The sequence below is a fragment of the Pedobacter sp. MC2016-15 genome (assembly GCF_026239695.1).
Taxonomy (GTDB): Bacteria; Bacteroidota; Bacteroidia; order Sphingobacteriales; family Sphingobacteriaceae; genus Pedobacter.
Genome location: NZ_JAPIVS010000003.1, coordinates 98483 through 119896 on the forward strand (window position 1 = coordinate 98483; position 21414 = coordinate 119896).

Sequence of the window (21414 nt, forward strand, 5' to 3'; positions counted from 1 at the left end):
AGCCATGCTGTCAGTTTTGTTTGAACAACACTGTACAGAATGGCTGAAAAGTAAAATTTTGTCAGGGATATAATTTAATTGATAGTAGCATCCTCGTGCACTATACCTGATTCACATTTGATGATGCGTGAAGGTAAAGTACGGATGATATGGTAGTCGTGCGTAGCCATTACTACTGCTGTACCGTTTTGGCTGATCTGTTTCAGCAGTAGAACGATCTCTTCAGAAGTGTCGGGATCGAGGTTTCCGGTAGGCTCATCGGCAAGGATAATATCGGGATTGTTCAGAAGGGCACGGGCAATAACAACACGCTGCTGCTCTCCGCCCGAAAGCTCATGGGGCATCTTCCTGATTTTGGAACGCAGGCCTACTTTTTCAAGCACATCTTTCACACGTTCTTCGATCAGCTTTTTATCCTTCCATCCTGTAGCTTTCAGTACAAAGTCGAGATTCTGCTCTACCGTTCTGTCCGTCAGCAGCTGGAAGTCCTGAAATACAATACCCAGCTTGCGGCGCAGAAAGGGAACGTCTTTTTCAGCCAGTTTCTTCAGGTCGAAGCCTGCAATCTGTCCATCACCATTACCAATGTGAAGATCTCCATAAATGATTTTCAGCAAACTGCTTTTTCCTGAGCCGGTCTGGCCGATCAGAAAAACAAATTCACCTTTATCTATATTGAGGTTTACGTTGGAGAGCACCAGGTGTTTCTGTTGAAATACATCTACATTCCTTAAATTGATAACTGCGTTTCCTGTCATTGTGTTAAATATCTAATTTTGCAATCTGACCAAATGGTAAGTCTTTCACCAGGTCCATAATATAAGGCAGCTTGTCGCCCAAACCCAGTTTATCCAGGGATTTATCCGGTCTGTCTACCCTGAAATATGCCAGCAGCGTAAACTTATCGTCGCGCAGCTGCACATAGTCCGGTATTTTGGCAATGCCTTTAACTTTGATTACATACATTTTGTTCAAAAATAGTGTTTCAAAATGAGAATTACGAAAGGAAGAGCGCCTTCCGGCATTCTTTTGCTCTTGTAAAGCTTTCCTAATCGCCCTGACATGACAGGAAAGTCCTTCGGGTACTGGCCGGGCATTGTTGTATGTCCGCTCTCTCTGTGTTCACTGAGCATTCAGACTGAGTTCCGTTCAGACATAAATGAGGTGTATCCCGGGCATACCTCAAACATACCTTTTCCTTACCTAAAAGGTAAGGCTGGGGTAAGCCTGAGGTATGTCTGAGGTAAGCCTGAGGTAGGGTTGTAAGGAAATCTCAGCGAAGACTTTCAGAACCCATACAGATCCCAGTACGAGGAAGGTACGAGCTTCATACGAACCAGGCATATGGTATTACAGATTATTCAGGAAGGAGATCGTATTTACATTATCGGCGTAGTCCCACAATTCAGGATGCTGACTTTGTCCAAAGCTTACCACATCATTCTCCAGTTTCAGGTCTGTATGTGATACCACACACTGGATCTGGTCCTCCATCTCTGTCAGCGTTGCTTTCAGTTCTTCCGGATTTTTATAATACTCGAAATACAGAACCGCGAGCGGTGAAGAGAGTCCTTTGTCTTCCTTCAGCAGCACAAAGCCATTGTCGAAATGCGGCTCGCCATTGACCAGGTAAATGGACTTGTTGTAATCATAGTTGTTGTTGTATTTGAAGTGATTGATGATCGGTTGGAAAACCTCCAGTGGTTCAAAAAGATTCTTGATCTCGTAACCTTCAGGCAAATAGATCTTGGAAACATTACGGCATCCCAGGCCAAAGTAATCAAAAATATCGTGACCTAACAACGCAATTTCTTTAGTGCTTTCTTTGCCGTCCAGTACAGCAATGCTATTCCTGTTCTTCCTGATGATATTGGGTACTTTCCCGAAATAATAATCAAAATACCTGGAAGAATTGTTGCTGCCTGTGGCGATGATCGCGTCAAAATCTTTCAGTCTCTCTGCAAAGATGATCCTTTCGGCCAATGCCGGTTCAAAGCTGATGAGCTGCTTCAGTATGACAGGCAACAGTTTGTTGTCTGATGACGACAACTTGATCATGGCGGTATTGCCGGTAGCCAAAACGCAAAGGATATCGTGAAAGCCCACCATTGGAATATTTCCTGCCAGGATCATCCCGATAGTTTTCGGTGATTCTGTCACTTTGATCTGCTCAAACCACTTTTCCAGCGCATCACGCTGCAGCATCTCCTGCAAAGACGCCAGGGAACGCTTTACTTCCTCCGGCTGGAACCAGGCATTACTGTTCAGAGAGGAGTCAACAACCCGGTTAAATTCATCATCTGGCTGATTCAGGAAAATACTTAGTTTGTGAAATGCAATAATTAACTTTTCAGCGGTGAGGATAGGCATGTTTGGAATGATTTTAAACGATTTATTGTTATATTTGCAGTGCAAAGGTAACTTTAGCAAATAGATTTATACTAAGACATGGCTATTAAAATAACAGACGAATGTATTAATTGCGGAGCATGTGAGCCTGAATGCCCAAATAATGCAATTTATGACGCAGGCACGGCCTGGAGATTTTCAGACGGCACAAGTCTGGACGGAATCATAGATTTCGGTGATCAGGAAGTTGATGCCGGAGCTTCTCAGGATGCAGTTTCTGATGAGGTTTATTATATCGTATCGGATAAGTGTACTGAATGTAAAGGATTTCATGATGAGCCTCAGTGTGCTGCGGTTTGTCCGGTAGACTGTTGCGTGGATGATGAAGATATCCGTGAAACTGAAGAAGAATTATTGAAGAAAAAAGCCTGGTTACATCAGGAAGGCTAGTCCTCTTATAACATATAACAAAAAAGGACGCAATTTGCGTCCTTTTTTGTTATATGGGCTTTAACTTATACTTCCGCCTTATTCGGTATGATCATAACCGGACAGGCAGATTTGCGTGCTACGTGTTCTGCTACACTGCCCATCAGGAAGTGATACAGACCCGTTCTGCCGTAAGTACCGATCACGATCAGATCAGCGCCCCACTCTTCGGCCTGGTTTACAATTCCATGTGCCGCACTATCAATGATACTGAGGTAGGTGGTTTTGATCCCATTTCCATAGGTTCTTTCTATTTCTTGCAGCAGAATGTGGCTGTTCTCTTCACTGTTATCGTAGGTTTCCAGGAATACCGGGGCAAGAGTAAGATCCTGGTTAATTGTTGCCGGTATGGGCTCAATGATATTGGCCAGCGCAACTTCGGCATCGAAGGCCTTCGCCATCTCATAGCCCGATTTTGCAGCCTTTTCAGCGCATGTACTGTTATCAACGGCTATTAAAATCTTCCTGAAGTTCATAATGAGTTCTATTAATTAGTTATACTAATCATAACAATTTTTGTAATCAAATGTTTAAAATCGGGTTTATTAGTTCAGGATCATTAATTTTATCCTATGGAACAGAAATTCGCAATTTGCAGGGTAGCCATTGCGCCCCTGAGACCAGCTCCCTCAGATAAGGCAGAGATCTCCACTCAGTTATTATTTGGCGATGCCGTAGAAGTTCTTGAACAGGCAGAACCCTGGTGGCGAATCAGGAATGCCTATGATGATTATGAAGGCTGGATGGATTTCAAACAGCTGATCGTGCTGAGCCGCGAAGAGTATATTGCGGCGCAGAATTATCAATTAATGGTGCCACCGCAGGTGGTCAATGCTGTAACTGCGGAAGATGGTACTGCCTTCTATTTACCCGCTGCCGCTGCACTGCCTGCATATGCAGATGCTGCCTGTCAGATCGGTAATCAGCAGTTCAGAGTTAACTTTGATCCCCACCAGGTATCATCACCAACAGAAGAAAAGATCAGGGAACTTGCTCTGTTTTTCCTGAACGCCCCTTACCTATGGGGAGGCAGAACGCTGTTTGGGATTGATTGTTCCGGATTTTCACAGGCCGTCTATAAACTGGCAGGTATCAGAATAAAGAGAGATGCTTCACAGCAGGCAGAGCAGGGCCAGATCGTCAATTTCCTGCCCGAAGTAAAAACCGGCGACCTTGCTTTTTTCGACAATGCTGAAGGCAGGATTATTCACGTGGGTATCATACTCGATAAAGACAAGATTATTCATGCCTCCGGCAGGGTACGTATAGACCCCATCGATGATCAGGGGATCTACAACCCGGAGCTGGGCAGATACAGCCACCGCACCAGGATTATCAAGAGGTTTTTCTAAAGGGAAACAGGTTTATTCCCAGCTCCAGATCATCACCAGCTTATCATCACCTGTAGTGATCAGGTATTTCCCGTCGGGTGTCCATACCAGTTTATTGATGGAGTGCGTATGCCCGTGCGTATTCTTTTCTATACTCAGGATTTTGTATAACCGTAAATCATCGGCACCCCAGAGTTTGATACTTTTGTCCTGACTTGCCGTGGCAAAGTAGGGAAGTACCGGGTTAAAAGCGATACCATAAACACTGAACAAGTGTGCAGGGATGTTATGCTTAAACTCATAGGTTGGCAGAGACCAGAAATTTAACTGCGCGTCCCTGCCGCCAGAGATCAGGTATTTGCCATCAGGCGAATACTGGACCGACGTTACAGGTAAGGTATGTTGCTCCAGGGTATGCTCAAGACTATAATCAGTAAGATTGTAAATGCGGATCATACCATCCTTACAGCCGAACGCCGCATGTTCGCCATCAGGGCTGATCGCTATCGCCCTTACGGTATCATAAGAAACAGGAATGCGGTAAAGCAGCAAGTTGTCGATCAGCGACCATACCCCCACGGTACCATCTTCGCTGGCCGTCAGGAACTCCTCCTTTGAGGGGATCACTACGATATCAAAAACAGGTTTTTCGTGTGCCTGGAACGTAGTTTTAACGGTCTGCGTTGTAAAATCGAAAACCGTCACCTCACCACTGCGCTGCCCAGCAAAAAGCTGGTCACCATAATAGTGCAGGCTATATACAGAGCTTTTTACCGGCATCAGCACCTTCAGGAAAGACATCTTCTCCAGCGACCATTCCACTACACCCTTATCATTGCCGCCGGTAAAAAAGATCCCTTCCTTACCGGAGTTTGCCAATGCATACACCGGGTTCTGATGACCACTTAATGATTTGACATGCTTCAGCATTATTTATGCCTGCCTTCCAGGTTTACACCAATGTCAGCAAGAGTCTTTCCTTTTTCCCTCAGCAATACCAGCAGGTGAAATACCAGGTCAGAACTCTCGTTCACAAAATCAACATCAGTCTCGTTTAGCGCAGCGATAACAGTTTCTACACCTTCTTCACCAACCTTTTGTGCAATCTTGTTCAGCCCTTTTTTGCGCAGCTTATTCACATACGACTCTTCCGTAGGGTTGTCATACCTGTCGCCAATGATCTTTTCCAGCTCAAAGATAAAGTTCTGGTTGTAGTTTGTTTTAAAACAGCTTCGGCTTCCGGTATGACAGGTAGGACCTACCGGGGAAGCTTTGATCAGGATCGTATCGTTATCGCAATCGATATGCGTTTCTTTTACAAAAAGAAAATTTCCGCTTTCTTCACCTTTTGTCCATAAGCGGTTTTTAGAGCGCGAGTAAAAGGTTACTTTTCCTTCTGCCTGCGTTTTTGTCCATGCTTCCTGGTTCATATAACCCAGCATCAACACTTCCAATGTTTGTACATCCTGAATGATCACAGGAACCAAACCATCGGATTTTTCAAAATCTATATTCATAACCTTACTGGTATGTTGTGTTTTTTTAATTCGTTTTTCAATACAGGGATAGGGATCTCACCAAAGTGAAATACCGAGGCTGCCAGTGCGGCATCTACGCCTGTAGTGGTAAAAACTTCTGTAAAGTGATCTATGGCTCCGGCACCACCAGAGGCGATGACAGGGATATTGATCATCTGGCTGATCGTTTGCAACAGGTTGCAATCAAAGCCCTGTTTGGTACCATCATGGTCCATTGAGGTCAGTAGAATTTCACCGGCACCCAGGTCTTCGGCCTGTTTGATCCATTTTTCTGTCTCCAGTTCTGTGATCAGACGGCCCCCGTTCAGGTGCACCATATTTCTGCCCTCAACAAGCTTGGTATCTACGGCAACCACCACAAACTGCCTGCCGAATACTTCGGCCAGATCGGCAATCAGCTGCGGGTTTTTTACGGCGGCAGAGTTGATGCTGATCTTGTCGGCACCAGCGTTCAATAATGCTTCGGCATCAGCGATCTCTGTAATCCCACCCCCAATGGTAAAGGGAATATTCAGCTGCCTGGCTACAGACTTCACCATTTCAATCATCGTTTTACGACGTTCATAGGTGGCTGTAATATCCAGGAATACCAGCTCATCAGCACCTTGCTGCGCATATTGCCATGCCAGCTCTACGGGATCTCCGGCATCCTTCAGATCTACGAAATTTACACCTTTTACTGTCCTGCCGTCCTTAACGTCGAGACATGGAATGATACGTTTACTCAGCATGGATTATAGGGAAGTCAACGCCCTAAGGTTCCATTCCTTAATTTCTTCAATAGTGATGCGGTTTTCATAGATCGCTTTACCCACTACTACAGACCTTACGTCAAGTTTAGCCAGTTCCTCGATATCCTGCATAGAGCTTACACCCCCTGAAGCAATCAGTTTAATAAACGGAGAGTGGTCCAGTAACTTTTTATAAAGATCTACTGCGGCACCGCCCAGTTTACCGTCTTTGTTGATGTCAGTACAAAGGAACCTGAAGAAGCCCAACTGAAGACACTTATCCACATAATCCATCAGCTTGATTGGAGAGCTCTCCATCCAGCCCGAATATTTGATCACCTCATCCAGTACATCGATAGCGATCACAATACGGTTAGCATAATCATACTTTTTACCCACCTCTTTACTCAGTTCGGCAAGGAAATCCGGATTAGTGATAGCCTGTGTACCTACGATCACCCGGTGAATACCGGCATCCAGCAATTTAGTCACCTGATCGATAGTGCGGATACCACCTCCGTACTGCACGCGCATATCCGTTTTGTGGATGATATCGAACAGTTCAGCCTGGTTGCTAAAATCCCCTTTGGCACCATTTAAATCAATTATATGAATAAACTCCGTACCGTTAGACCGATAAGTCTCGATCATTTCGGCAATCGAAACTTCATAAACTGTTTTTTGGTTATAGTCGCCTTCAGTTAATCTGACAACCTTGCCATCTAAAATATCTATAGCGGGAATAATGTACATCTTGTTATTTTAAGTTTGAAAAATTCAATAATAAACGTTCTCCGGCAGCACCGGACTTCTCTGGGTGAAACTGCACCCCGTAAAAATTCTCTTTCTGGACAGCTGCTGAATACTTTAGGCCATAGTCAGCAGTAGCGATTCCAAAAATAGGGTTATATTCAATAAAATACGAATGCACAAAGTAAAATTGTGTCTGATTTTCAACACCTTCGAACAATAAATTGTTTTTGATCTCTACATTATTCCAACCCATATGCGGAATCTTGATTCCCAGCTCTTTATCAAAGAGTTTTGTTTGCAGCGGGATGATGTTGGTGAGGGTTGCATCGCCTTCTTCAGAATGATCTGTCAGCAGCTGCATGCCCACGCAAATTCCCAGTACAGGTTTGGTTAAAGACCTGATTTTGTCTACCAGGCCACTCTTGTTCAGTTTGTCCATCGCTGCTCCGGCGTGACCCACTCCAGGAATGATGATATGTGAATACTGATCAAATTCCTCTTCAGAATTGATCATGCCGTAAGTAATCCCGAGCCTGGATAAAGCCGAGGTCAGCGAAAATATATTCCCTGCCCCGTAATTGACGATACCTATCATTTTATAAATCCTTATAACAATCCTTTTGTACTTGGTAAAACTAACTTTTCTGCGTCTCTTTTGATAGACATTTTGATCGCTTTTGCAAAAGCTTTAAAGATAGCTTCAATTTTATGGTGTTCGTTGTCACCTTCAGCTTTCACATTCAGGTTGCATTTTGCTGCATCACTGAAAGATTTGAAGAAGTGGTAGAACATCTCTGTAGGCACATCACCAACCCTTTCGCGTTTAAACTCTGCATCCCAGACAATCCAGTTGCGTCCGCCGAAATCTATCGCCACCTGCGCCAGGCAGTCGTCCATAGGCAGGCAGAAGCCGTAGCGCTCGATACCCAGCTTATTGCCCAATGCTTTTGCAAAAGCTTCACCCAGAGCGATACCTGTGTCCTCAACGGTATGGTGTTCATCAATGTGCAGGTCACCTTTGGCAATCACCTTCAGGTCGATCCCCCCGTGACGGGCAATCTGGTCCAGCATATGGTCAAAAAAGTTCAGACCTGTTTTGATATCCCCTTTTCCCGTTCCATCCAGGTCGATACCGATTTCGATATCCGTTTCATTCGTTTTGCGGATGTGGTGGAACTGTCTGCTGCCAGCTTTCAGGAAAGTATAGATATGTTCCCAGTCCTGCGTTTGCAGCGCTATGATATCCGTCAGTGTATCCACCTTATCCAGCAGCTCGTTGGCACCCAGCAGGTCATTGTTACGCAGCCATATCGCCTTTGCACCCAGGTTCCTTGCCAGGATCACATCATTGATGCGGTCGCCAATCACAAAGGAATTTGCCAGGTCGTACTCTCCGGTAAGGAAATGCTGCAGTAAACCTGTATTGGGCTTCCGCGTAATCGCATTCTCATGAGCAAAAGTTCTGTCGATAATCACCTCAGAGAAAACCACCCCTTCACCGGCAAAAGTATCCAGGATAAAATTATGTACCGGCCAGAAGTTAAGCTCCGGATGAGAATCCGTTCCGAGGCCATCCTGATTGGTTACCATGATCAGGCCAAAATCAAGCTCAGCTGCGATTTTAGCCAGGTAGTATAAAGATTTAGGATAAAATTTCAGCTTCGCGAATGAGTCGATCTGTTCATCTTCAGGTTCTGTGATCAGGGTGCCGTCGCGGTCTATAAAAAGGAACTTCTTCATGGTTTTAGTTTATCGATTTTAAAGCGGATAATAAGATTTCGTTCTCCTGAGGGGTACCGATGGTAATCCTGAGACAGCCATCGCACAACACCACTTTGGAGCGGTCGCGGATGATGATTCCCTGGTCTACCAGCGCGTGGTATGTCCCTGCAGCATCTGCTACCTCTGCCAAAACAAAGTTAGCATCTGAAGGATATACTTTGCTCACCATTGGGAGTCCCAGCAGTTTTTGGCTCAGGATCTCCCTTTCGGCAACCGTCACTTTGATCCAGTCGTTCACTTGTGTTACGTTCTGCAATGCAGCTAACGCCAGGTCTTGTGTCGACTGGCTGATGTTGTACGGTGCTTTCACCTTGTTCAGGATATCAATCACAATACTGGAGGCAAAAGCCATCCCAAGGCGCAATCCCGCGAGTCCCCATGCTTTGGAGAACGTCTGCAGGATCACCAGGTGCGGATATTCCGTTAGTTCCTGGATGAACGTGCGTTGTTTGGCAAAATTGATGTATGCCTCATCGATCACCACCAGGCCTTTAAAGTTAGCCAGGATAGTTTCGATATCCGTACGGATGATTGAGTTTCCTGTAGGGTTATTTGGCGAGCAGATAAAGATCAGTTTCGTGTTCTCATCAATTGCTTCTGCAATGCCATCCAGGTCGAGCTGAAAGTTTGGCAGCAGGTTCACCTTGCGGATCTCCACATCATTGATGTTGGCAGAAACCTCATACATACCATATGTTGGCGGCAGGATAATCACATTGTCTTTTCCCGGGTTACAAAAGCACCTGAAAAGCAAATCTATCGCTTCGTCGCTGCCATTACCTAAAAATGTATTCTCAATGGGCACCCCTTTGATTTTGCTGATAGCGTCTTTAACGTCCAGCTGCAGCGGGTCAGGGTAGCGGTTAAAGTTCTCTGGCAGCGGTGAGCCAAAGCTGTTTTCATTGGCGTCTAAAAAAACACTCGCCTGCCCTTTATATTCATCCCTCGCCGTAGAGTAGGGGCGAAGGTTTTTTATATTTTCACGTTGTAAGTTCTTGATATCCATCTCTATGATTTTAAACGAATAGTGATTGCATTTTTGTGTGCCTCCAAGCCTTCGGCGGCGGCTAATATTTCTACAGTTGGTCCGATAGCGGTTAAGCCTGCGGGACTGATATGCTGAAAAGTTATCTTTTTGATAAATGAATCTATTGAAACACCGGAGTAGGCTTTTGCAAAACCACTGGTAGGTAAAGTGTGGTTGGTGCCTGAGGCATAATCACCCGCACTTTCAGGAGTCAGGTTACCCAGAAATACAGAACCCGCATTAATGATCTCAGGAATGAGCGCGTTATAAGCATCTGTTGCCAGGATCAGGTGTTCAGGGGCATAGATATTACTGAATTCCATCGCCTGCGCTGTATTTTCCACCAGTACAGCATAGGAATTTTCTATCGCCTGTGCGGCAACGGCTTCCCTTGGTAGCGCCTTCAGTTGCACCTGTACCTGTTCAAGCGTCTTCTCAATGATCTGCGCAGAAGTAGAAACCAGGATCGCCTGACTGTCGGCACCATGTTCTGCCTGTGCGAGCAGGTCTGACGCTACAAAGGCAGGATCAGCGGTTTCATCTGCAAAAACAAGTACCTCGGAAGGACCTGCCGGCATATCTATTGCCGTCATTCCCGATGCCAGCACCAGCTGTTTGGCTTGCGTTACATAGCGGTTTCCCGGGCCAAAGATTTTGTATACTTTAGGTACGGTGGCAGTGCCGAAAGCCATTGCAGCTACGGCCTGTGCACCACCTACCATGTAGATCTTCTCAATTCCGAGTAATACAGCACAGTAAGCCAGATAACAATTGGTCCTGCCATCTTTTTGAGGTGGCGAGCACACTACAATTTCTTTACATCCCGCCAATACCGCAGGGATACCCAGCATCAGGAAGGTGCTTGGCAATACCGCAGAGCCACCGGGGATGTATAAACCGACGCGTTCAATGGCGCGGGCTTCACGCCAGCAGGTTACGCCTGGCATGGTTTCTATGGCAGCCTCTTGGTATAGCTGTGCAGCGTGAAACTTTTTGATGTTTGCATAAGCCGTATCAATCGCTTTCCTCGCTTCCTCAGGGATCGTGGCTGCGATAGCTTCGACCTCTGATTTTTCGATGTAGAGCTGTTGCAGTTCAACCTTGTCAAAGTCTTTGGCGTACCTGAAAAGCGCAGTGTCGCCTTCATGCTTTACACTGTCAACAATACTTTTTACCCTCCCGGCGATGATATCGTCATCAGCGATTGTTCTTGAACAGAGATCTTCAATATTCTGTTTAGATAAATCAGTATAACTGTAGATTTTCAATGTCTTAAGTTTTTGTGTTAACCAATAGTTAACCGTGAATCAGCTAATTAGTTCAGTTATGCGATGATCTTTTCGATCGGCATCACTACAATTCCTTCTGCACCGGCAGCTTTCAGGCTGTTGATTTTTTCCCAGAAATCCTGCTCAGCAATAACCGAGTGTACCGCTACCCAGTCCGGCTCAAAGAGTGGAACAACTGTTGGGCTTTTTACACCCGGCAACAGGCTCACCACCTTTTCGAGGTTAGACTTAGCTACGTTCAATACTACGTACTTGGTTTCTTTGGCACGCAGTACAGAGCGGATTCTTTGCAGCAGTTCGATCACATCTTCGTTGAGTTCGATGCCTTTGTTTCCGATCAGTACAGCTTCAGATTTCATCACTTCGGCAAATGGTTTCAGGCCATTGCTTTTCAATGTTCCGCCTGTTGAAACGATGTCACAGATGGCATCGCTCAGGCCTAAGCCCGGACCAATTTCTACTGAACCAGAGATGGTGCGTACCACTGCATTTACATTATTTTCCTGCAGGAATTTCTCCAGGATAACAGGGTAGGATGTTGCGATTGCCTTACCTTCGAGGCCTTTGATGTCTGTGATTTCGCTATCGTTTGGAATAGCGATCTTCAATGTGCATTTACCAAAACCCAGTTTCTGCAGATATTCTACATCGGCATTTACTTCAGTAATGACATTTTCGCCAACGATACCCAGATCGGCAATACCGTCCTGAACATATTCAGGGATATCGTCATCTCTAAGGAAAAGGATTTCCAGCGGGAAGTTGGTAACGGTTGATATCAATGAGCTCTTGTAGTTTTCAAAAGATAAACCACAATTTTTAAGAATTTCTACTGATTTTTCGTTTAATCTACCAGATTTCTGGATAGCAATTTTTAGTGTTTTCAATTGATTGAAATTATTGAATGGAACATGAAAATAATTCGGAAACAAGTTTTGAAGTACAAAACATTACATATCTATCGCCACAACTGGCGATGGTGCAAATGTAAGTGATGGTTCAAGTGTTTGTTCATAATTTTTTTTGTCCCTATTCAATCTGCGGTTGCACACTGAGGTGTTGCAAATATATAGATTGAATTGAGAAATCAAAAAATATATGGCATTTTATTTGATCATACTGCGAAGACCGTGCTGCTTAAAACTCGCGGTCATCTAATTAAAAACGTTTTGAAAAAAGTACTTCCCTTATTATTTACCCTCTCAGTCTTACTCTCTGCATGTAACTGGTTCAAAACCACGCCTGAAGTAGGGTTGGTTTTGTCTAAACATTTCAACAATAAACTGTACAAAGACTTTGATACAGCAGCCTATAATGTCATCTTTACCCGCCATTTTGACTCGCTGAAAACTACGTTCAGCAACCCAAAGGTGATGGGTAGCTACTATGCCGACAATAACCGGAGGACTGATCTGGTTACCCGTTTTTATGTAAACGGGGAATTGGATACCCTAAAAAATTATATTTCCAGAAGTACTGCCCATGGCTTTAATCCCAAAATATTCGGGTACAAAGCACTGGAAGAACTGTTGTCGCAGCTCTCAGCACATCAGTTTAAATCTATCGCTGAGGTATATCCCGTGATTGCCGATCTGGAACTGCGGACCGCCTCATCGCTGTTAAAATATGATACTTTTATCGCCTATGGCAGCATTGTGCCAAGAAAAGTGCTCAACAGATATTACGTAACCACCATCAGGCCTGACAGTAGCAGTATGCTCAAAGTGCTCGAGACTAAAGATCTTGCTGCACTCCTGAAATCCATCCAGCCCGAGGGTAAAGATTACCGTGCCCTGCAATATGAGCTGCGTAAACAAAGGCAAAATCCTGATGCCGGTGCTGCCGCAACAAAAGCTTTAGAGGTGAATATGGAAAGACTTCGCTGGAAAATTGCGGGTATAGGCGACGAATATGTGGAGGTGAATATCCCTGATTTCTCCCTCACCTGGTTTAACCATCAGGATACCGTTACCCACATGAAAGTCTGCGTAGGCGGAAGACGTGAGAAGGATTATGAAGAAAAGATGAAGGTCTTCCTGAAAACACATTCCCTGGATGACAAGCCAAAGAACCACCAGACGCCGATCCTGCTCAGCAAGTTCAACTCCATTCAGGTAAATCCCGTATGGAATATTCCGGTGAGCATTGCGCAGAGCGAAATCTACTGGCAGGCCATGCGCGACCCATATTACCTGTCCAATAATAACATGAAAGTGTATTACAAAGGTAAGCTGATCACGGATCCTGATACCATCCAGTGGCGCAAGTATGCCCGGGAGCATTTACCTTTCCAGTTTAAACAAGGTTCAGGTGATGGCAATGCTTTGGGAAAATTCAAGTTCATCTTCGACAACGGATCGAGTATTTACCTGCATGACACCAACAACAAATCGGCTTTTATGCGTGATAACCGCGCAATCAGTCACGGCTGTGTGCGGGTAGAGAGACCCCTTGAATTTGCCGAGAAGCTGGTAGACAATAAGTACCAGTATGACCAGTTGAGGATGGAGGTAAACCTGCCGCCAATTGACACCACCCGGATGGAAGCCTACAAAAAGAAACTCGCCAAAAAAGCGGATACCGTTAATGTTTATCAGGTGAAACCCAAATGGTTTGGCACCAAAAAGAACGTTGCTGTCTTTATTAATTACAAGACTGCCTGGGCACAGAACGGAAGGATAGAATACCGTAATGATATCTATGATCTGGATGATGCAATTTATACTGCGATGAAAAAGTTCAGATAAAATTTCTACCTTTGGTTTTTAATGAATTTCCTATACCCAGGTTTTCTTTTTTCACTGCTGGCGGTAGTCATTCCTATCCTTATTCATCTATTTAATTTCAGGAAATTCAAGAAGGTATATTTCAGTAATGTGCAGTTTCTGAAGTCGGCACAGGAACAAAATTCATCAAGAGAAAAACTCAAAAACCTGCTTATCCTTTTCAGCCGGATACTGGCTATTGTATTCCTGGTTTTTGCATTCGCCCGGCCATATATATCGTCGGGCACAGGATATGATCCCGGAACAGGAAAGCTCGTCAGCATCTATATTGACAATTCCTATAGCATGGGCTCCGTCAATAAAGAAGGAACCCTTTTGGACGAAGCCCGGCGCAAAGCGAAGGAGATCACCTCAAAGTTTTCGCCCAACGACAGGTTTCAGTTGATCACCAATGATTTTGAGGGCAGGCACCAGCGTATAGTCAATGCTGAAGAGCTGCTCAGTCTTGCAGATGAAATTAAGATCTCCCCGGTGCAGCGCAGTCTGCAGCAGGTGATCAACAGGCAGAACCAGACCGAAGCCGGCAAGAGAAACCGTTTCAACTTTATCATCTCCGATTTCCAGACGGCCTTTACCGGTGTAAAAGCGATCACAATTGAACCTGACAATCACCTTTCACTCATCAAACTCCGGGCAAATACATTACCCAATGTTGGTGTCGACAGTATCTGGTCGCTTTCACCGGCGCACAAACCGGGAGAGCAGGAGAAGTTTGTGGCCAGGCTCCATAATTATTCTGCTGAAGCTGCCAGAGACATCCCCCTAAAACTGATGGTCAACAACCAGCAGAAGGTACTCGCAAGGCTGGATATTCCTGCGGGCAAGTCCGTTACGGATACACTCAGCTTCAGCGGCCTCTCTGCGGGATGGCAAAAGGGGCTGCTGAGTATCAAGGATTTTCCACTGACCTTTGATGATGAGCTGAAGTTTACCTTCAAGGTGAGCAGCGGGCTCCATATCCTGCATATCAGCGGTGATCCCTCAGAAAACCATATTAGCTCTCTGTTTGCGGCTGACAGCTATTTCAGGTTGAGTAACATGCCAGAATCCAATATTATATATGCTGCATTTCCCGGCTACCAGCTCATTATCCTTTCGGGCTTAAAACACCCTTCCAGCGGACTGGCCCAGCAGCTGAAGAGTTTTGTGCAAAACGGTGGCAGCGTGGTCATCTTTCCTGATCTGGATGCTAAAACAGAAGAACTGTCGTCCTTCCTTCAGGGGCTTTCAGTGCCACCGGTACTTTCGCTAAATAGAGATACGGTCAGTGTGACAGCAATTGATCTGAAAAGTAACCTCTTCAATGATGTATTTGAGGAAGTCCCGGCAAAGCTTGACCTGCCAAAGCTGACCCGCCATCTGGTGTACCAGAAAACTACGCGCAGCAGCAGACAGGATATCATGTCACTGCCCGGGGGACAATCCTTATTTAGCCGGTACAGACTTGGGGCAGGACAGATCTATTTATCTTCGTCCTCACTAAAAGAAGAAGACAGCAACCTGCCAAGGCATCCGGTATTTGTGCCGCTGATGTTTAAAATCGCCTTTACGAGTATACAGGAGCAGCCTCTGTATTATACAATAGGCAGAGATAACCTGCTCAGCAGCGTCCAGATCAACCTCAATCCTAACCAGTCGCTGCGGCTCAGGGCCGGCAAAGAGGAAGTGATTCCTGAGCTGAGACAGACACCGGGGAAAACCCTGCTGTATATTGCAGACCAGGTCAGGGCTGCGGGATTCTACGACCTGATGAAGGCAGATTCACTGCTCAGCACCTATGCTTTTAACGAAAGCCGTGCAGAATCAGACATGCATTTTACCCGCGATGCCGAACTGAAGCAGCTTTTTGGCAATAATACTTTAACTATTGAGGGCAATGGGCGAGCTTTGTCTCCCGCGGCACTGGAAAATAACCACACCGAATTATGGAAACTTTGTATAGTTTTGTGTGCTGTTTTTTTAGCTGCCGAAGCCCTATTGATCAGATTTTTTAACAAGAAAACTATATAAAACATGAACCTTCTCCTCACTGGCGTAACCATCGCCGATCCGAATAGCGAGTTTAATCAACAAGTATGTGATGTTCGTGTGGTACAGGGAATGATCGTTGAAATCGGTAAGGCGTTAAAACCACAGTCGTCATCAGACCCACAGCAAAAAGAAGAACTGGTAGAAGGAAAAGGTGCTTTTCTGAGTCCCGGATTTTTCGACCTCAACTGCTCTGTAGGAGATCCCGGACTGGAGACTAAAGAAGATCTGCATACCGCAAGTGCCGCTGCCCAGGCAGGTGGCTTTACCGGACTGGCCGTACTGCCGCATACCAAACCTGTAGTGCATTCGAAAGCAGAAGTGGAGTATATCGTTAACAAAGCAAAAAATAACCTCGTAGATATTTATCCGGTAGGAGCCATCAGTCATGATCTGGAGGGTAAGGAACTGGCCGAGCTGTATGATATGCAGCAGGCAGGAGCGGTAGCTTTCTCAGACGGCACCAAGCCTGTAAGTGATGACGGCTTCATGAGTCGCGCATTACAATACGCCAAAGGTATCAATGCACTGCTGCTGGTGTATCCGGAGAATAAATCCATCGCCGGCAAAACGCAGATCAACGAGAGCAAAACCAGCGTACTGCTGGGTATGAAGGGGATGCCTGCCCTGGCAGAAGAAATGCACATCAGCCGGGATATCTTCCTGGCAAACTACCATCAGTCGCCCCTCCACATCAGCAATATCTCTACTGCCGGATCAGTAGCGCTGATCAAAAAAGCAAAAAAAGATGGCCTGCAGATCTCCTGCGATGTGGCAGCTCACCACCTGGTATTTACCGAAGAGCTGCTGAATGATTTTGACAGCAACTATAAAGTAAAACCGCCGTTACGTGGCAAAGCCGATATCAAAGCATTGCTGGCAGGATTGAAAGAGGGCACCATCGATGCGATTTCTTCACAACACCGCCCGCATGAGCCTGAGTTTAAAAATGTAGAATTTGAAATTGCCGCTTACGGTATCATTGCACTGCAGACCGTGCTGCCACTACTGGTGAAAGCCGGACTGGATGCAGCACAGATTGCAGAAAAATTAGCCATAAATCCACGGAAATTGCTTAACTTAAAAATACCGGTGATCGCAAAAGGTGAAGCGGCAAATTTTACAGTGTTTAACCTGACGGAGAAATGGGAGTATAATCACCAGAACAACTATTCAAAATCAAGGAATACACCATTATTAAATCAAAGCCTGACTGGTAAAGTCAAACTAGTATATAACAACAATCAAATTCAAGTATATGGATAGTAAAGTACAAAGCGCTCTTGTCGCTTCATTGGATAAATTCGCTGCACTCTCAGGTAACGATTCGGTAAAACTGGAACAGGAACTGGTAGATGTGTTCAGCAAAGACCTGGGCTTCCTTGAAAAGGTAGAAGAATTTGATGAGGTTTTTGATGAGCATCCTGCTTTCGAGGACCTCAGAGAGGTTTTCTTCGATCTGCTGATGATCAATTTCTTCGCCAGCGACGTGAAGAAACTCGAAGAGGATTACCTGGACACTGACGAATGGGCAAACATTGAGGAAGACACGATAGACCGCGGAACGGAGCTCCTGAACCTGCTGCTCTACATCAACGAATGTCATGACGAGCAGATTAAACCTGAGCTGGGAGATTTCTTAAGGGAATTCCTGCTGGTGGAGGAAGATGAATTCCAGGACGAATACCATATCTATGAAGACCTGATCAGCAACCAGCAACTGGCAGAAAGCAGCATCGAAGATATCTGCAGCCATAAGGGGATGATTGAACTGGGCGAAGAAATGGAGATGTTATTTGTTCCCTTCATGAGCTTCTTTCTTCAGCCAAGGGCAAATGCCGAAACCTTTGCAGAGCTGGCACAATTCAGTGCAGATAAAGAATTTGACAGTGCCGTTTATGCGCTGATCTCAGAGTTCAACGTACAGAATTAAGCCCCGGGATCATGGAACAACAACTGAAGGAAATGGAAATCAGACCAAACAGGCTGGCATTTCAGGTTGCGGCAGGTTTTGCGGTATATACTATTGTGCTGATCTTCCTTTTTAAATTATTGGGTATCGATGTACAGGAAGAAAACGTTCCTGTAGCTACCAAGGTGATGAGTGCCGTATTGTCTTACCTGCCTTATGTGCTGGTGATCCTCTATGTGCAGATCAAACACCGGTCTGACCTTGGCGGGTATATCACTTTCGGAAGGGCCTTTTCTGCCGGCTTCCGTGTAAGTGCCACCGCAGGAATGTTTATCGGACTGCTGATGATCCTGTATTACAAAGTGCTTGACCCGGCTGCCCTGCAGCACATCCTGGATATTGCGATTGAGAAGGCAGCGGAATCTGCCGGCGACAGTGCAAAAGCAGAAAGAAGTGTAAAAGCGATGGGACCATACATGCCTATCATGATAGGATTTGGTGCTGCCATCAGTTATACGCTGTACGGACTGGTCATCAGTATCGTGGGTGCAGCCATCAATAAAAGGGTACCACCCATCACATTCGACTAAACGTTTGTACGCAAACATAAATTTTACAACGTGCAAATTTTATCAATTAAAATGATAAAATTTGCACGTTGATTTTTTAACCCCCTGTAATACCCTCATGGATATTTCTGTTGTCATACCCTTATATAACGAAGACGAATCGCTACCCGAACTGACCTCCTGGATTGCCAGGGTGATGATGGAGCATCACTTTTCTTATGAAATTCTCTTCGTGGATGATGGCAGTACCGACAATTCATGGCAGGTTATTGAGGAGTTAAAAATTGCTTTTCCTGCGGTTAAAGCCATCAAGTTCAGACGTAACTATGGTAAATCTGCGGCGCTGAATGTGGCTTTCGAAGCCTCACAGGGCGATGTGATCATCACCATGGATGCCGATCTGCAGGACAGCCCGGATGAGATCCCTGAATTATACAGAAGGTTGCGCGAAGAGAAGATGGACATCATCTCCGGCTGGAAGAAAAAACGCTACGATCCCATTACCAAGACTATCCCCACCAAGCTGTTTAACGCAGCCACGCGCAAGATGTCTGGCATTCAGCTGAATGATTTCAACTGTGGCCTTAAAGCTTACCGCAGTGATGTGGTAAAAACTATTGAGGTTTACGGGGAAATGCACAGGTATATTCCCGTGATTGCCAAATGGGCAGGCTTTAAAAATATCGGGGAGCAGGTGGTAGAACACCGCGCCAGAAAGTACGGGGTTACCAAATTCGGCCTGAGCCGTTTCATCAATGGTTTCCTCGACCTGTTGTCTATCTTTTTTGTGGGCAAGTTCGGCAAGAGGCCGATGCACTTTTTTGGTTCGCTGGGGGTACTGAGTTTCCTGATCGGTAGTTTTATGGCACTGTGGATCATCGGCGAAAAGCTGTATCATATTTCTATGAATACTTCTTACCGTGAAATCACTGATCAACCTATGTTTTATATTGCATTGGTAGCGATCATACTGGGCTCACAGCTTTTCCTTACGGGATTTGTAGCCGAGCTGGTTACCCGAAATGCCTCAGAACGTAACCAATACCTGATAGAAAAAGAAATTCTTTAATATGTTTTTCTCGATCATCATCCCCTTATACAACAGGCCGCAGGAAATTGATGAACTGCTGGCTACACTTACGGTACAAACTTATACTCAGTTTGAAGTGCTGGTGATCGAAGATGGTTCTTCGCTCCCGGCAAAAGACATTGTAGAAAAATATACAGACCAGCTGGATATCAGTTATTATTTTAAGGAGAACGCCGGACAGGGCTTTGCGAGAAACTATGGTTTTGAACGCGCCAAAGGGGATTATTTTGTGATCTTTGATTCCGACTGCCTCATCCCGGCAGATTATCTGGAGATCGTTAAGGATTACCTGTACGACCATAATCTGGATGCCTATGGTGGTCCGGATGCGGCACATGAGAGCTTCACCGATGTGCAGAAGGCCATCAGCTATGGCATGACTTCAGTATTTACCACCGGGGGGATCAGGGGCAATAAAAAACATGTAGGTCAGTTTCACCCGCGTAGTTTCAATATGGGGGTATCCAGGGAAGCCTGGGAGAAAGCCGGTGGCTTCAAAATCACACGACTTGGCGAAGATATCGAGTACAGTATCCGTATACATGAGCATGGTTTTAAGATCGGGCTTATTCCCGGAGCAAAGGTTTTTCATAAGAGGCGGACCAGCCTCATGCAGTTCTACAAACAAATCCATTTCTTCGGCCGTGCCCGGATAAATATTTATAAACATTTTCCGTCTGAGTTGAAATTAGTACATTTCTTCCCTGCAGTGTTCACACTGGGCATCATGACGGTGCTGCTGCTGAATATTATTTATCCGCCGCTGGCATATATTGGCAACGTATTCCTTCTGGTATACTTTATGTTGATATTTTTTCATTCCCTAATCCTTAACCGATCATTAAAAGTTGCATTTTTGAGCATTATATCCTCATTTATTCAATTGACAGCCTATGGCTTGGGATTTATACAGGATTTTATCAAAAGAATAGTACTTAAACAGCAATGATACAATTTTTAAAAGAGACCACTTTTACCGTTAACGAGGTGATAGGTAAGTCCTGGGACCTCACCAGGCGTCATTATTTTTCTATCTCAACCTTATGCTTTCTGATGTTTATCACGTCGAATGCCTCGGGACTGATGGCTTTTTTAATCAAGGATGTGAACAAGGGGCTGAGTGCGCTGATGGCCTTTTTTTTTATCATCATGTACTTCACCATCAACCTCTCGCTCTTAAAATATATCTTCCACCTGCTGGATGATGAAGAGCATGATGTCAGTATTGTCAGCACGCTGCCTACCCGTCAGCAGATCATCAGGTTTGTAGTAGGTATGCTTTATTTTATGCTGGTGATTATCGGTGTGTACTGTGTAGTGATCCTGCTGGCTTTTCCATTTATCTATACCGGTATCCGGATGCAGCTGATTACCAACATCGCGATAGCGATAGGGGTGGTAGCGATATTTATTACCTGGGTAAGGATTTCTTTCTTCCCCTTTTTTATTATTGATAAAAATGTGCCGCCTTTCGGTTCGCTGAAGTTCAGCCTGGCCATCACCAAAGGTAACTTTACCAAGATCCTGCTGCTCCTGCTGGTGCTCGGCGGATTTTACGTACTCTGCCTGGTATTGATCGGCCTGCAATTACCTGTAGTGGCATTTTTTGTAAATATCTTAAGTTCATTTATCATCGTACCTTTATCAAGCGTGGCGCTAACCATCGCGTACAGGAAAATGATGAGCGAGTATCAGGGCGATGAACATCCTGATATTATTCACAATATAGTTTAGTCTTTT

The 21414-nt window shown here is 45.1% G+C and carries 24 protein-coding genes; 10 read left to right on the forward strand and 14 right to left on the reverse strand.

Annotated elements, in window-relative coordinates:
* Window positions 1–74: 74 nt before the first annotated feature.
* The 4 genes from OQY15_RS09385 to OQY15_RS09400 all read right to left on the reverse strand — a co-directional run bounded on the left by OQY15_RS09385 (window position 75) and on the right by OQY15_RS09400 (window position 2370).
* Window positions 75–758, reverse strand: coding sequence for an ATP-binding cassette domain-containing protein (locus OQY15_RS09385; protein WP_265790669.1), 684 nt, complete (start codon window positions 756–758; stop codon window positions 75–77).
* Between the two features lie 4 nt (window positions 759–762).
* Window positions 763–966, reverse strand: a complete 204-nt coding sequence (locus OQY15_RS09390; protein ID WP_265790671.1) for a fructose-6-phosphate aldolase — start codon at window positions 964–966, stop codon at window positions 763–765.
* Between the two features lie 237 nt (window positions 967–1203).
* Entirely contained in the window at window positions 1204–1344 is a 141-nt protein-coding gene (locus tag OQY15_RS09395) for a hypothetical protein (RefSeq protein ID WP_265790673.1), read from the reverse strand.
* Between the two features lie 6 nt (window positions 1345–1350).
* Window positions 1351–2370, reverse strand: a complete 1020-nt coding sequence (locus tag OQY15_RS09400) for an acyl-CoA reductase (RefSeq protein ID WP_265790675.1) — start codon at window positions 2368–2370, stop codon at window positions 1351–1353.
* 78 nt (window positions 2371–2448) lie between these two features.
* On the opposite strand from OQY15_RS09400, the gene OQY15_RS09405 reads away from it, so the two are divergent.
* Window positions 2449–2799 carry a 4Fe-4S dicluster domain-containing protein gene (locus OQY15_RS09405; protein ID WP_265790678.1) on the forward strand — a complete coding sequence of 117 codons (351 nt, stop codon included), beginning with the start codon at window positions 2449–2451 and terminating at the stop codon, window positions 2797–2799.
* Between the two features lie 65 nt (window positions 2800–2864).
* Here OQY15_RS09405 and OQY15_RS09410 read toward each other — a convergent pair whose 3' ends face one another.
* Window positions 2865–3314, reverse strand: coding sequence for a universal stress protein (locus OQY15_RS09410; protein ID WP_265790679.1), 450 nt, complete (start codon window positions 3312–3314; stop codon window positions 2865–2867).
* 96 nt (window positions 3315–3410) lie between these two features.
* Between OQY15_RS09410 and OQY15_RS09415 the strand changes: the two genes are divergently transcribed.
* Complete coding sequence (locus tag OQY15_RS09415; RefSeq protein WP_265790686.1) at window positions 3411–4190, forward strand: C40 family peptidase; 780 nt, start codon at window positions 3411–3413, stop codon at window positions 4188–4190.
* Between the two features lie 12 nt (window positions 4191–4202).
* On the opposite strand, the gene OQY15_RS09420 is transcribed toward OQY15_RS09415, so the two are convergent.
* The 9 genes from OQY15_RS09420 to hisG are packed head-to-tail and all read right to left on the reverse strand — an operon-like array spanning window position 4203 to window position 12176.
* Window positions 4203–5099: a WD40 repeat domain-containing protein gene (locus OQY15_RS09420; RefSeq protein ID WP_265790687.1), complete on the reverse strand. Its 897-nt coding sequence runs from the start codon at window positions 5097–5099 to the stop codon at window positions 4203–4205.
* Entirely contained in the window at window positions 5099–5686 is a 588-nt protein-coding gene (hisIE, locus tag OQY15_RS09425; protein ID WP_265790689.1) for a bifunctional phosphoribosyl-AMP cyclohydrolase/phosphoribosyl-ATP diphosphatase HisIE, read from the reverse strand. Before hisIE ends, OQY15_RS09420 begins: the two co-directional genes overlap by 1 nt.
* Complete coding sequence (gene hisF, locus OQY15_RS09430) at window positions 5683–6438, reverse strand: imidazole glycerol phosphate synthase subunit HisF (protein WP_265790691.1); 756 nt, start codon at window positions 6436–6438, stop codon at window positions 5683–5685. The genes hisIE and hisF overlap by 4 nt, the downstream gene beginning before the upstream one ends.
* A gap of 3 nt (window positions 6439–6441) precedes the next feature.
* Window positions 6442–7191 (reverse strand): 1-(5-phosphoribosyl)-5-[(5-phosphoribosylamino)methylideneamino]imidazole-4-carboxamide isomerase, encoded by a 750-nt coding sequence (hisA, locus tag OQY15_RS09435; protein WP_265790694.1) that lies wholly within the window; start codon window positions 7189–7191, stop codon window positions 6442–6444.
* A 4-nt stretch (window positions 7192–7195) separates the two neighbouring features.
* Window positions 7196–7786, reverse strand: coding sequence for an imidazole glycerol phosphate synthase subunit HisH (gene hisH, locus OQY15_RS09440; protein ID WP_265790696.1), 591 nt, complete (start codon window positions 7784–7786; stop codon window positions 7196–7198).
* Between the two features lie 11 nt (window positions 7787–7797).
* Entirely contained in the window at window positions 7798–8931 is a 1134-nt protein-coding gene (gene hisB / locus OQY15_RS09445; protein WP_265790698.1) for a bifunctional histidinol-phosphatase/imidazoleglycerol-phosphate dehydratase HisB, read from the reverse strand.
* A 4-nt stretch (window positions 8932–8935) separates the two neighbouring features.
* The gene (gene hisC, locus OQY15_RS09450) at window positions 8936–9979 is read right to left on the reverse strand and encodes a histidinol-phosphate transaminase (RefSeq protein ID WP_265790700.1); all 1044 of its coding nucleotides are present in this window, start codon (window positions 9977–9979) and stop codon (window positions 8936–8938) included.
* A gap of 2 nt (window positions 9980–9981) precedes the next feature.
* Entirely contained in the window at window positions 9982–11268 is a 1287-nt protein-coding gene (hisD, locus tag OQY15_RS09455; protein WP_265790702.1) for a histidinol dehydrogenase, read from the reverse strand.
* Between the two features lie 56 nt (window positions 11269–11324).
* Window positions 11325–12176 (reverse strand): ATP phosphoribosyltransferase, encoded by an 852-nt coding sequence (gene hisG / locus OQY15_RS09460; protein WP_265790704.1) that lies wholly within the window; start codon window positions 12174–12176, stop codon window positions 11325–11327.
* A 282-nt stretch (window positions 12177–12458) separates the two neighbouring features.
* On the opposite strand from hisG, the gene OQY15_RS09465 reads away from it, so the two are divergent.
* From OQY15_RS09465 to OQY15_RS09500, 8 genes are all read left to right on the forward strand, one after another.
* On the forward strand, window positions 12459–14036 hold the full coding sequence (locus OQY15_RS09465; RefSeq protein WP_265790706.1) for a L,D-transpeptidase family protein: 1578 nt from the start codon (window positions 12459–12461) through the stop codon (window positions 14034–14036).
* 21 nt (window positions 14037–14057) lie between these two features.
* Entirely contained in the window at window positions 14058–16085 is a 2028-nt protein-coding gene (locus OQY15_RS09470; protein WP_265790708.1) for a BatA domain-containing protein, read from the forward strand.
* A 3-nt stretch (window positions 16086–16088) separates the two neighbouring features.
* Window positions 16089–17369: a dihydroorotase gene (locus OQY15_RS09475; protein ID WP_265790715.1), complete on the forward strand. Its 1281-nt coding sequence runs from the start codon at window positions 16089–16091 to the stop codon at window positions 17367–17369.
* Window positions 17362–18036 carry a hypothetical protein gene (locus OQY15_RS09480; protein WP_265790717.1) on the forward strand — a complete coding sequence of 225 codons (675 nt, stop codon included), beginning with the start codon at window positions 17362–17364 and terminating at the stop codon, window positions 18034–18036. The genes OQY15_RS09475 and OQY15_RS09480 overlap by 8 nt, the downstream gene beginning before the upstream one ends.
* Before the next feature lie 11 nt (window positions 18037–18047).
* On the forward strand, window positions 18048–18605 hold the full coding sequence (locus tag OQY15_RS09485) for a DUF4199 domain-containing protein (RefSeq protein ID WP_265790719.1): 558 nt from the start codon (window positions 18048–18050) through the stop codon (window positions 18603–18605).
* A 97-nt stretch (window positions 18606–18702) separates the two neighbouring features.
* Complete coding sequence (locus tag OQY15_RS09490) at window positions 18703–19653, forward strand: glycosyltransferase family 2 protein (protein WP_265790721.1); 951 nt, start codon at window positions 18703–18705, stop codon at window positions 19651–19653.
* A 1-nt stretch (window position 19654) separates the two neighbouring features.
* The gene (locus OQY15_RS09495; protein WP_265790723.1) at window positions 19655–20623 is read left to right on the forward strand and encodes a glycosyltransferase; all 969 of its coding nucleotides are present in this window, start codon (window positions 19655–19657) and stop codon (window positions 20621–20623) included.
* Window positions 20620–21408: a hypothetical protein gene (locus tag OQY15_RS09500; RefSeq protein ID WP_265790725.1), complete on the forward strand. Its 789-nt coding sequence runs from the start codon at window positions 20620–20622 to the stop codon at window positions 21406–21408. Before OQY15_RS09495 ends, OQY15_RS09500 begins: the two co-directional genes overlap by 4 nt.
* Window positions 21409–21414 lie beyond the last annotated feature (6 nt).

Coding starts and splice junctions, on each gene's coding strand:
- OQY15_RS09390 (WP_265790671.1), bottom strand. CDS start 966: ATGTATGTAATCAAAGTTAAAGGCATTGCCAAAATACCGGACTATGTG.
- hisIE (WP_265790689.1), bottom strand. CDS start 5,686: ATGAATATAGATTTTGAAAAATCCGATGGTTTGGTTCCTGTGATCATT.
- OQY15_RS09485 (WP_265790719.1), top strand. CDS start 18,048: ATGGAACAACAACTGAAGGAAATGGAAATCAGACCAAACAGGCTGGCA.
- OQY15_RS09410 (WP_265790679.1), bottom strand. CDS start 3,314: ATGAACTTCAGGAAGATTTTAATAGCCGTTGATAACAGTACATGCGCT.
- hisC (WP_265790700.1), bottom strand. CDS start 9,979: ATGGATATCAAGAACTTACAACGTGAAAATATAAAAAACCTTCGCCCC.
- OQY15_RS09395 (WP_265790673.1), bottom strand. CDS start 1,344: ATGCCTGGTTCGTATGAAGCTCGTACCTTCCTCGTACTGGGATCTGTA.
- OQY15_RS09405 (WP_265790678.1), top strand. CDS start 2,449: ATGGCTATTAAAATAACAGACGAATGTATTAATTGCGGAGCATGTGAG.
- OQY15_RS09480 (WP_265790717.1), top strand. CDS start 17,362: ATGGATAGTAAAGTACAAAGCGCTCTTGTCGCTTCATTGGATAAATTC.
- OQY15_RS09415 (WP_265790686.1), top strand. CDS start 3,411: ATGGAACAGAAATTCGCAATTTGCAGGGTAGCCATTGCGCCCCTGAGA.
- OQY15_RS09500 (WP_265790725.1), top strand. CDS start 20,620: ATGATACAATTTTTAAAAGAGACCACTTTTACCGTTAACGAGGTGATA.
- hisA (WP_265790694.1), bottom strand. CDS start 7,191: ATGTACATTATTCCCGCTATAGATATTTTAGATGGCAAGGTTGTCAGA.
- OQY15_RS09385 (WP_265790669.1), bottom strand. CDS start 758: ATGACAGGAAACGCAGTTATCAATTTAAGGAATGTAGATGTATTTCAA.
- hisF (WP_265790691.1), bottom strand. CDS start 6,438: ATGCTGAGTAAACGTATCATTCCATGTCTCGACGTTAAGGACGGCAGG.
- OQY15_RS09400 (WP_265790675.1), bottom strand. CDS start 2,370: ATGCCTATCCTCACCGCTGAAAAGTTAATTATTGCATTTCACAAACTA.
- OQY15_RS09420 (WP_265790687.1), bottom strand. CDS start 5,099: ATGCTGAAGCATGTCAAATCATTAAGTGGTCATCAGAACCCGGTGTAT.
- OQY15_RS09490 (WP_265790721.1), top strand. CDS start 18,703: ATGGATATTTCTGTTGTCATACCCTTATATAACGAAGACGAATCGCTA.
- hisH (WP_265790696.1), bottom strand. CDS start 7,786: ATGATAGGTATCGTCAATTACGGGGCAGGGAATATATTTTCGCTGACC.
- OQY15_RS09475 (WP_265790715.1), top strand. CDS start 16,089: ATGAACCTTCTCCTCACTGGCGTAACCATCGCCGATCCGAATAGCGAG.
- hisB (WP_265790698.1), bottom strand. CDS start 8,931: ATGAAGAAGTTCCTTTTTATAGACCGCGACGGCACCCTGATCACAGAA.
- OQY15_RS09495 (WP_265790723.1), top strand. CDS start 19,655: ATGTTTTTCTCGATCATCATCCCCTTATACAACAGGCCGCAGGAAATT.
- OQY15_RS09470 (WP_265790708.1), top strand. CDS start 14,058: ATGAATTTCCTATACCCAGGTTTTCTTTTTTCACTGCTGGCGGTAGTC.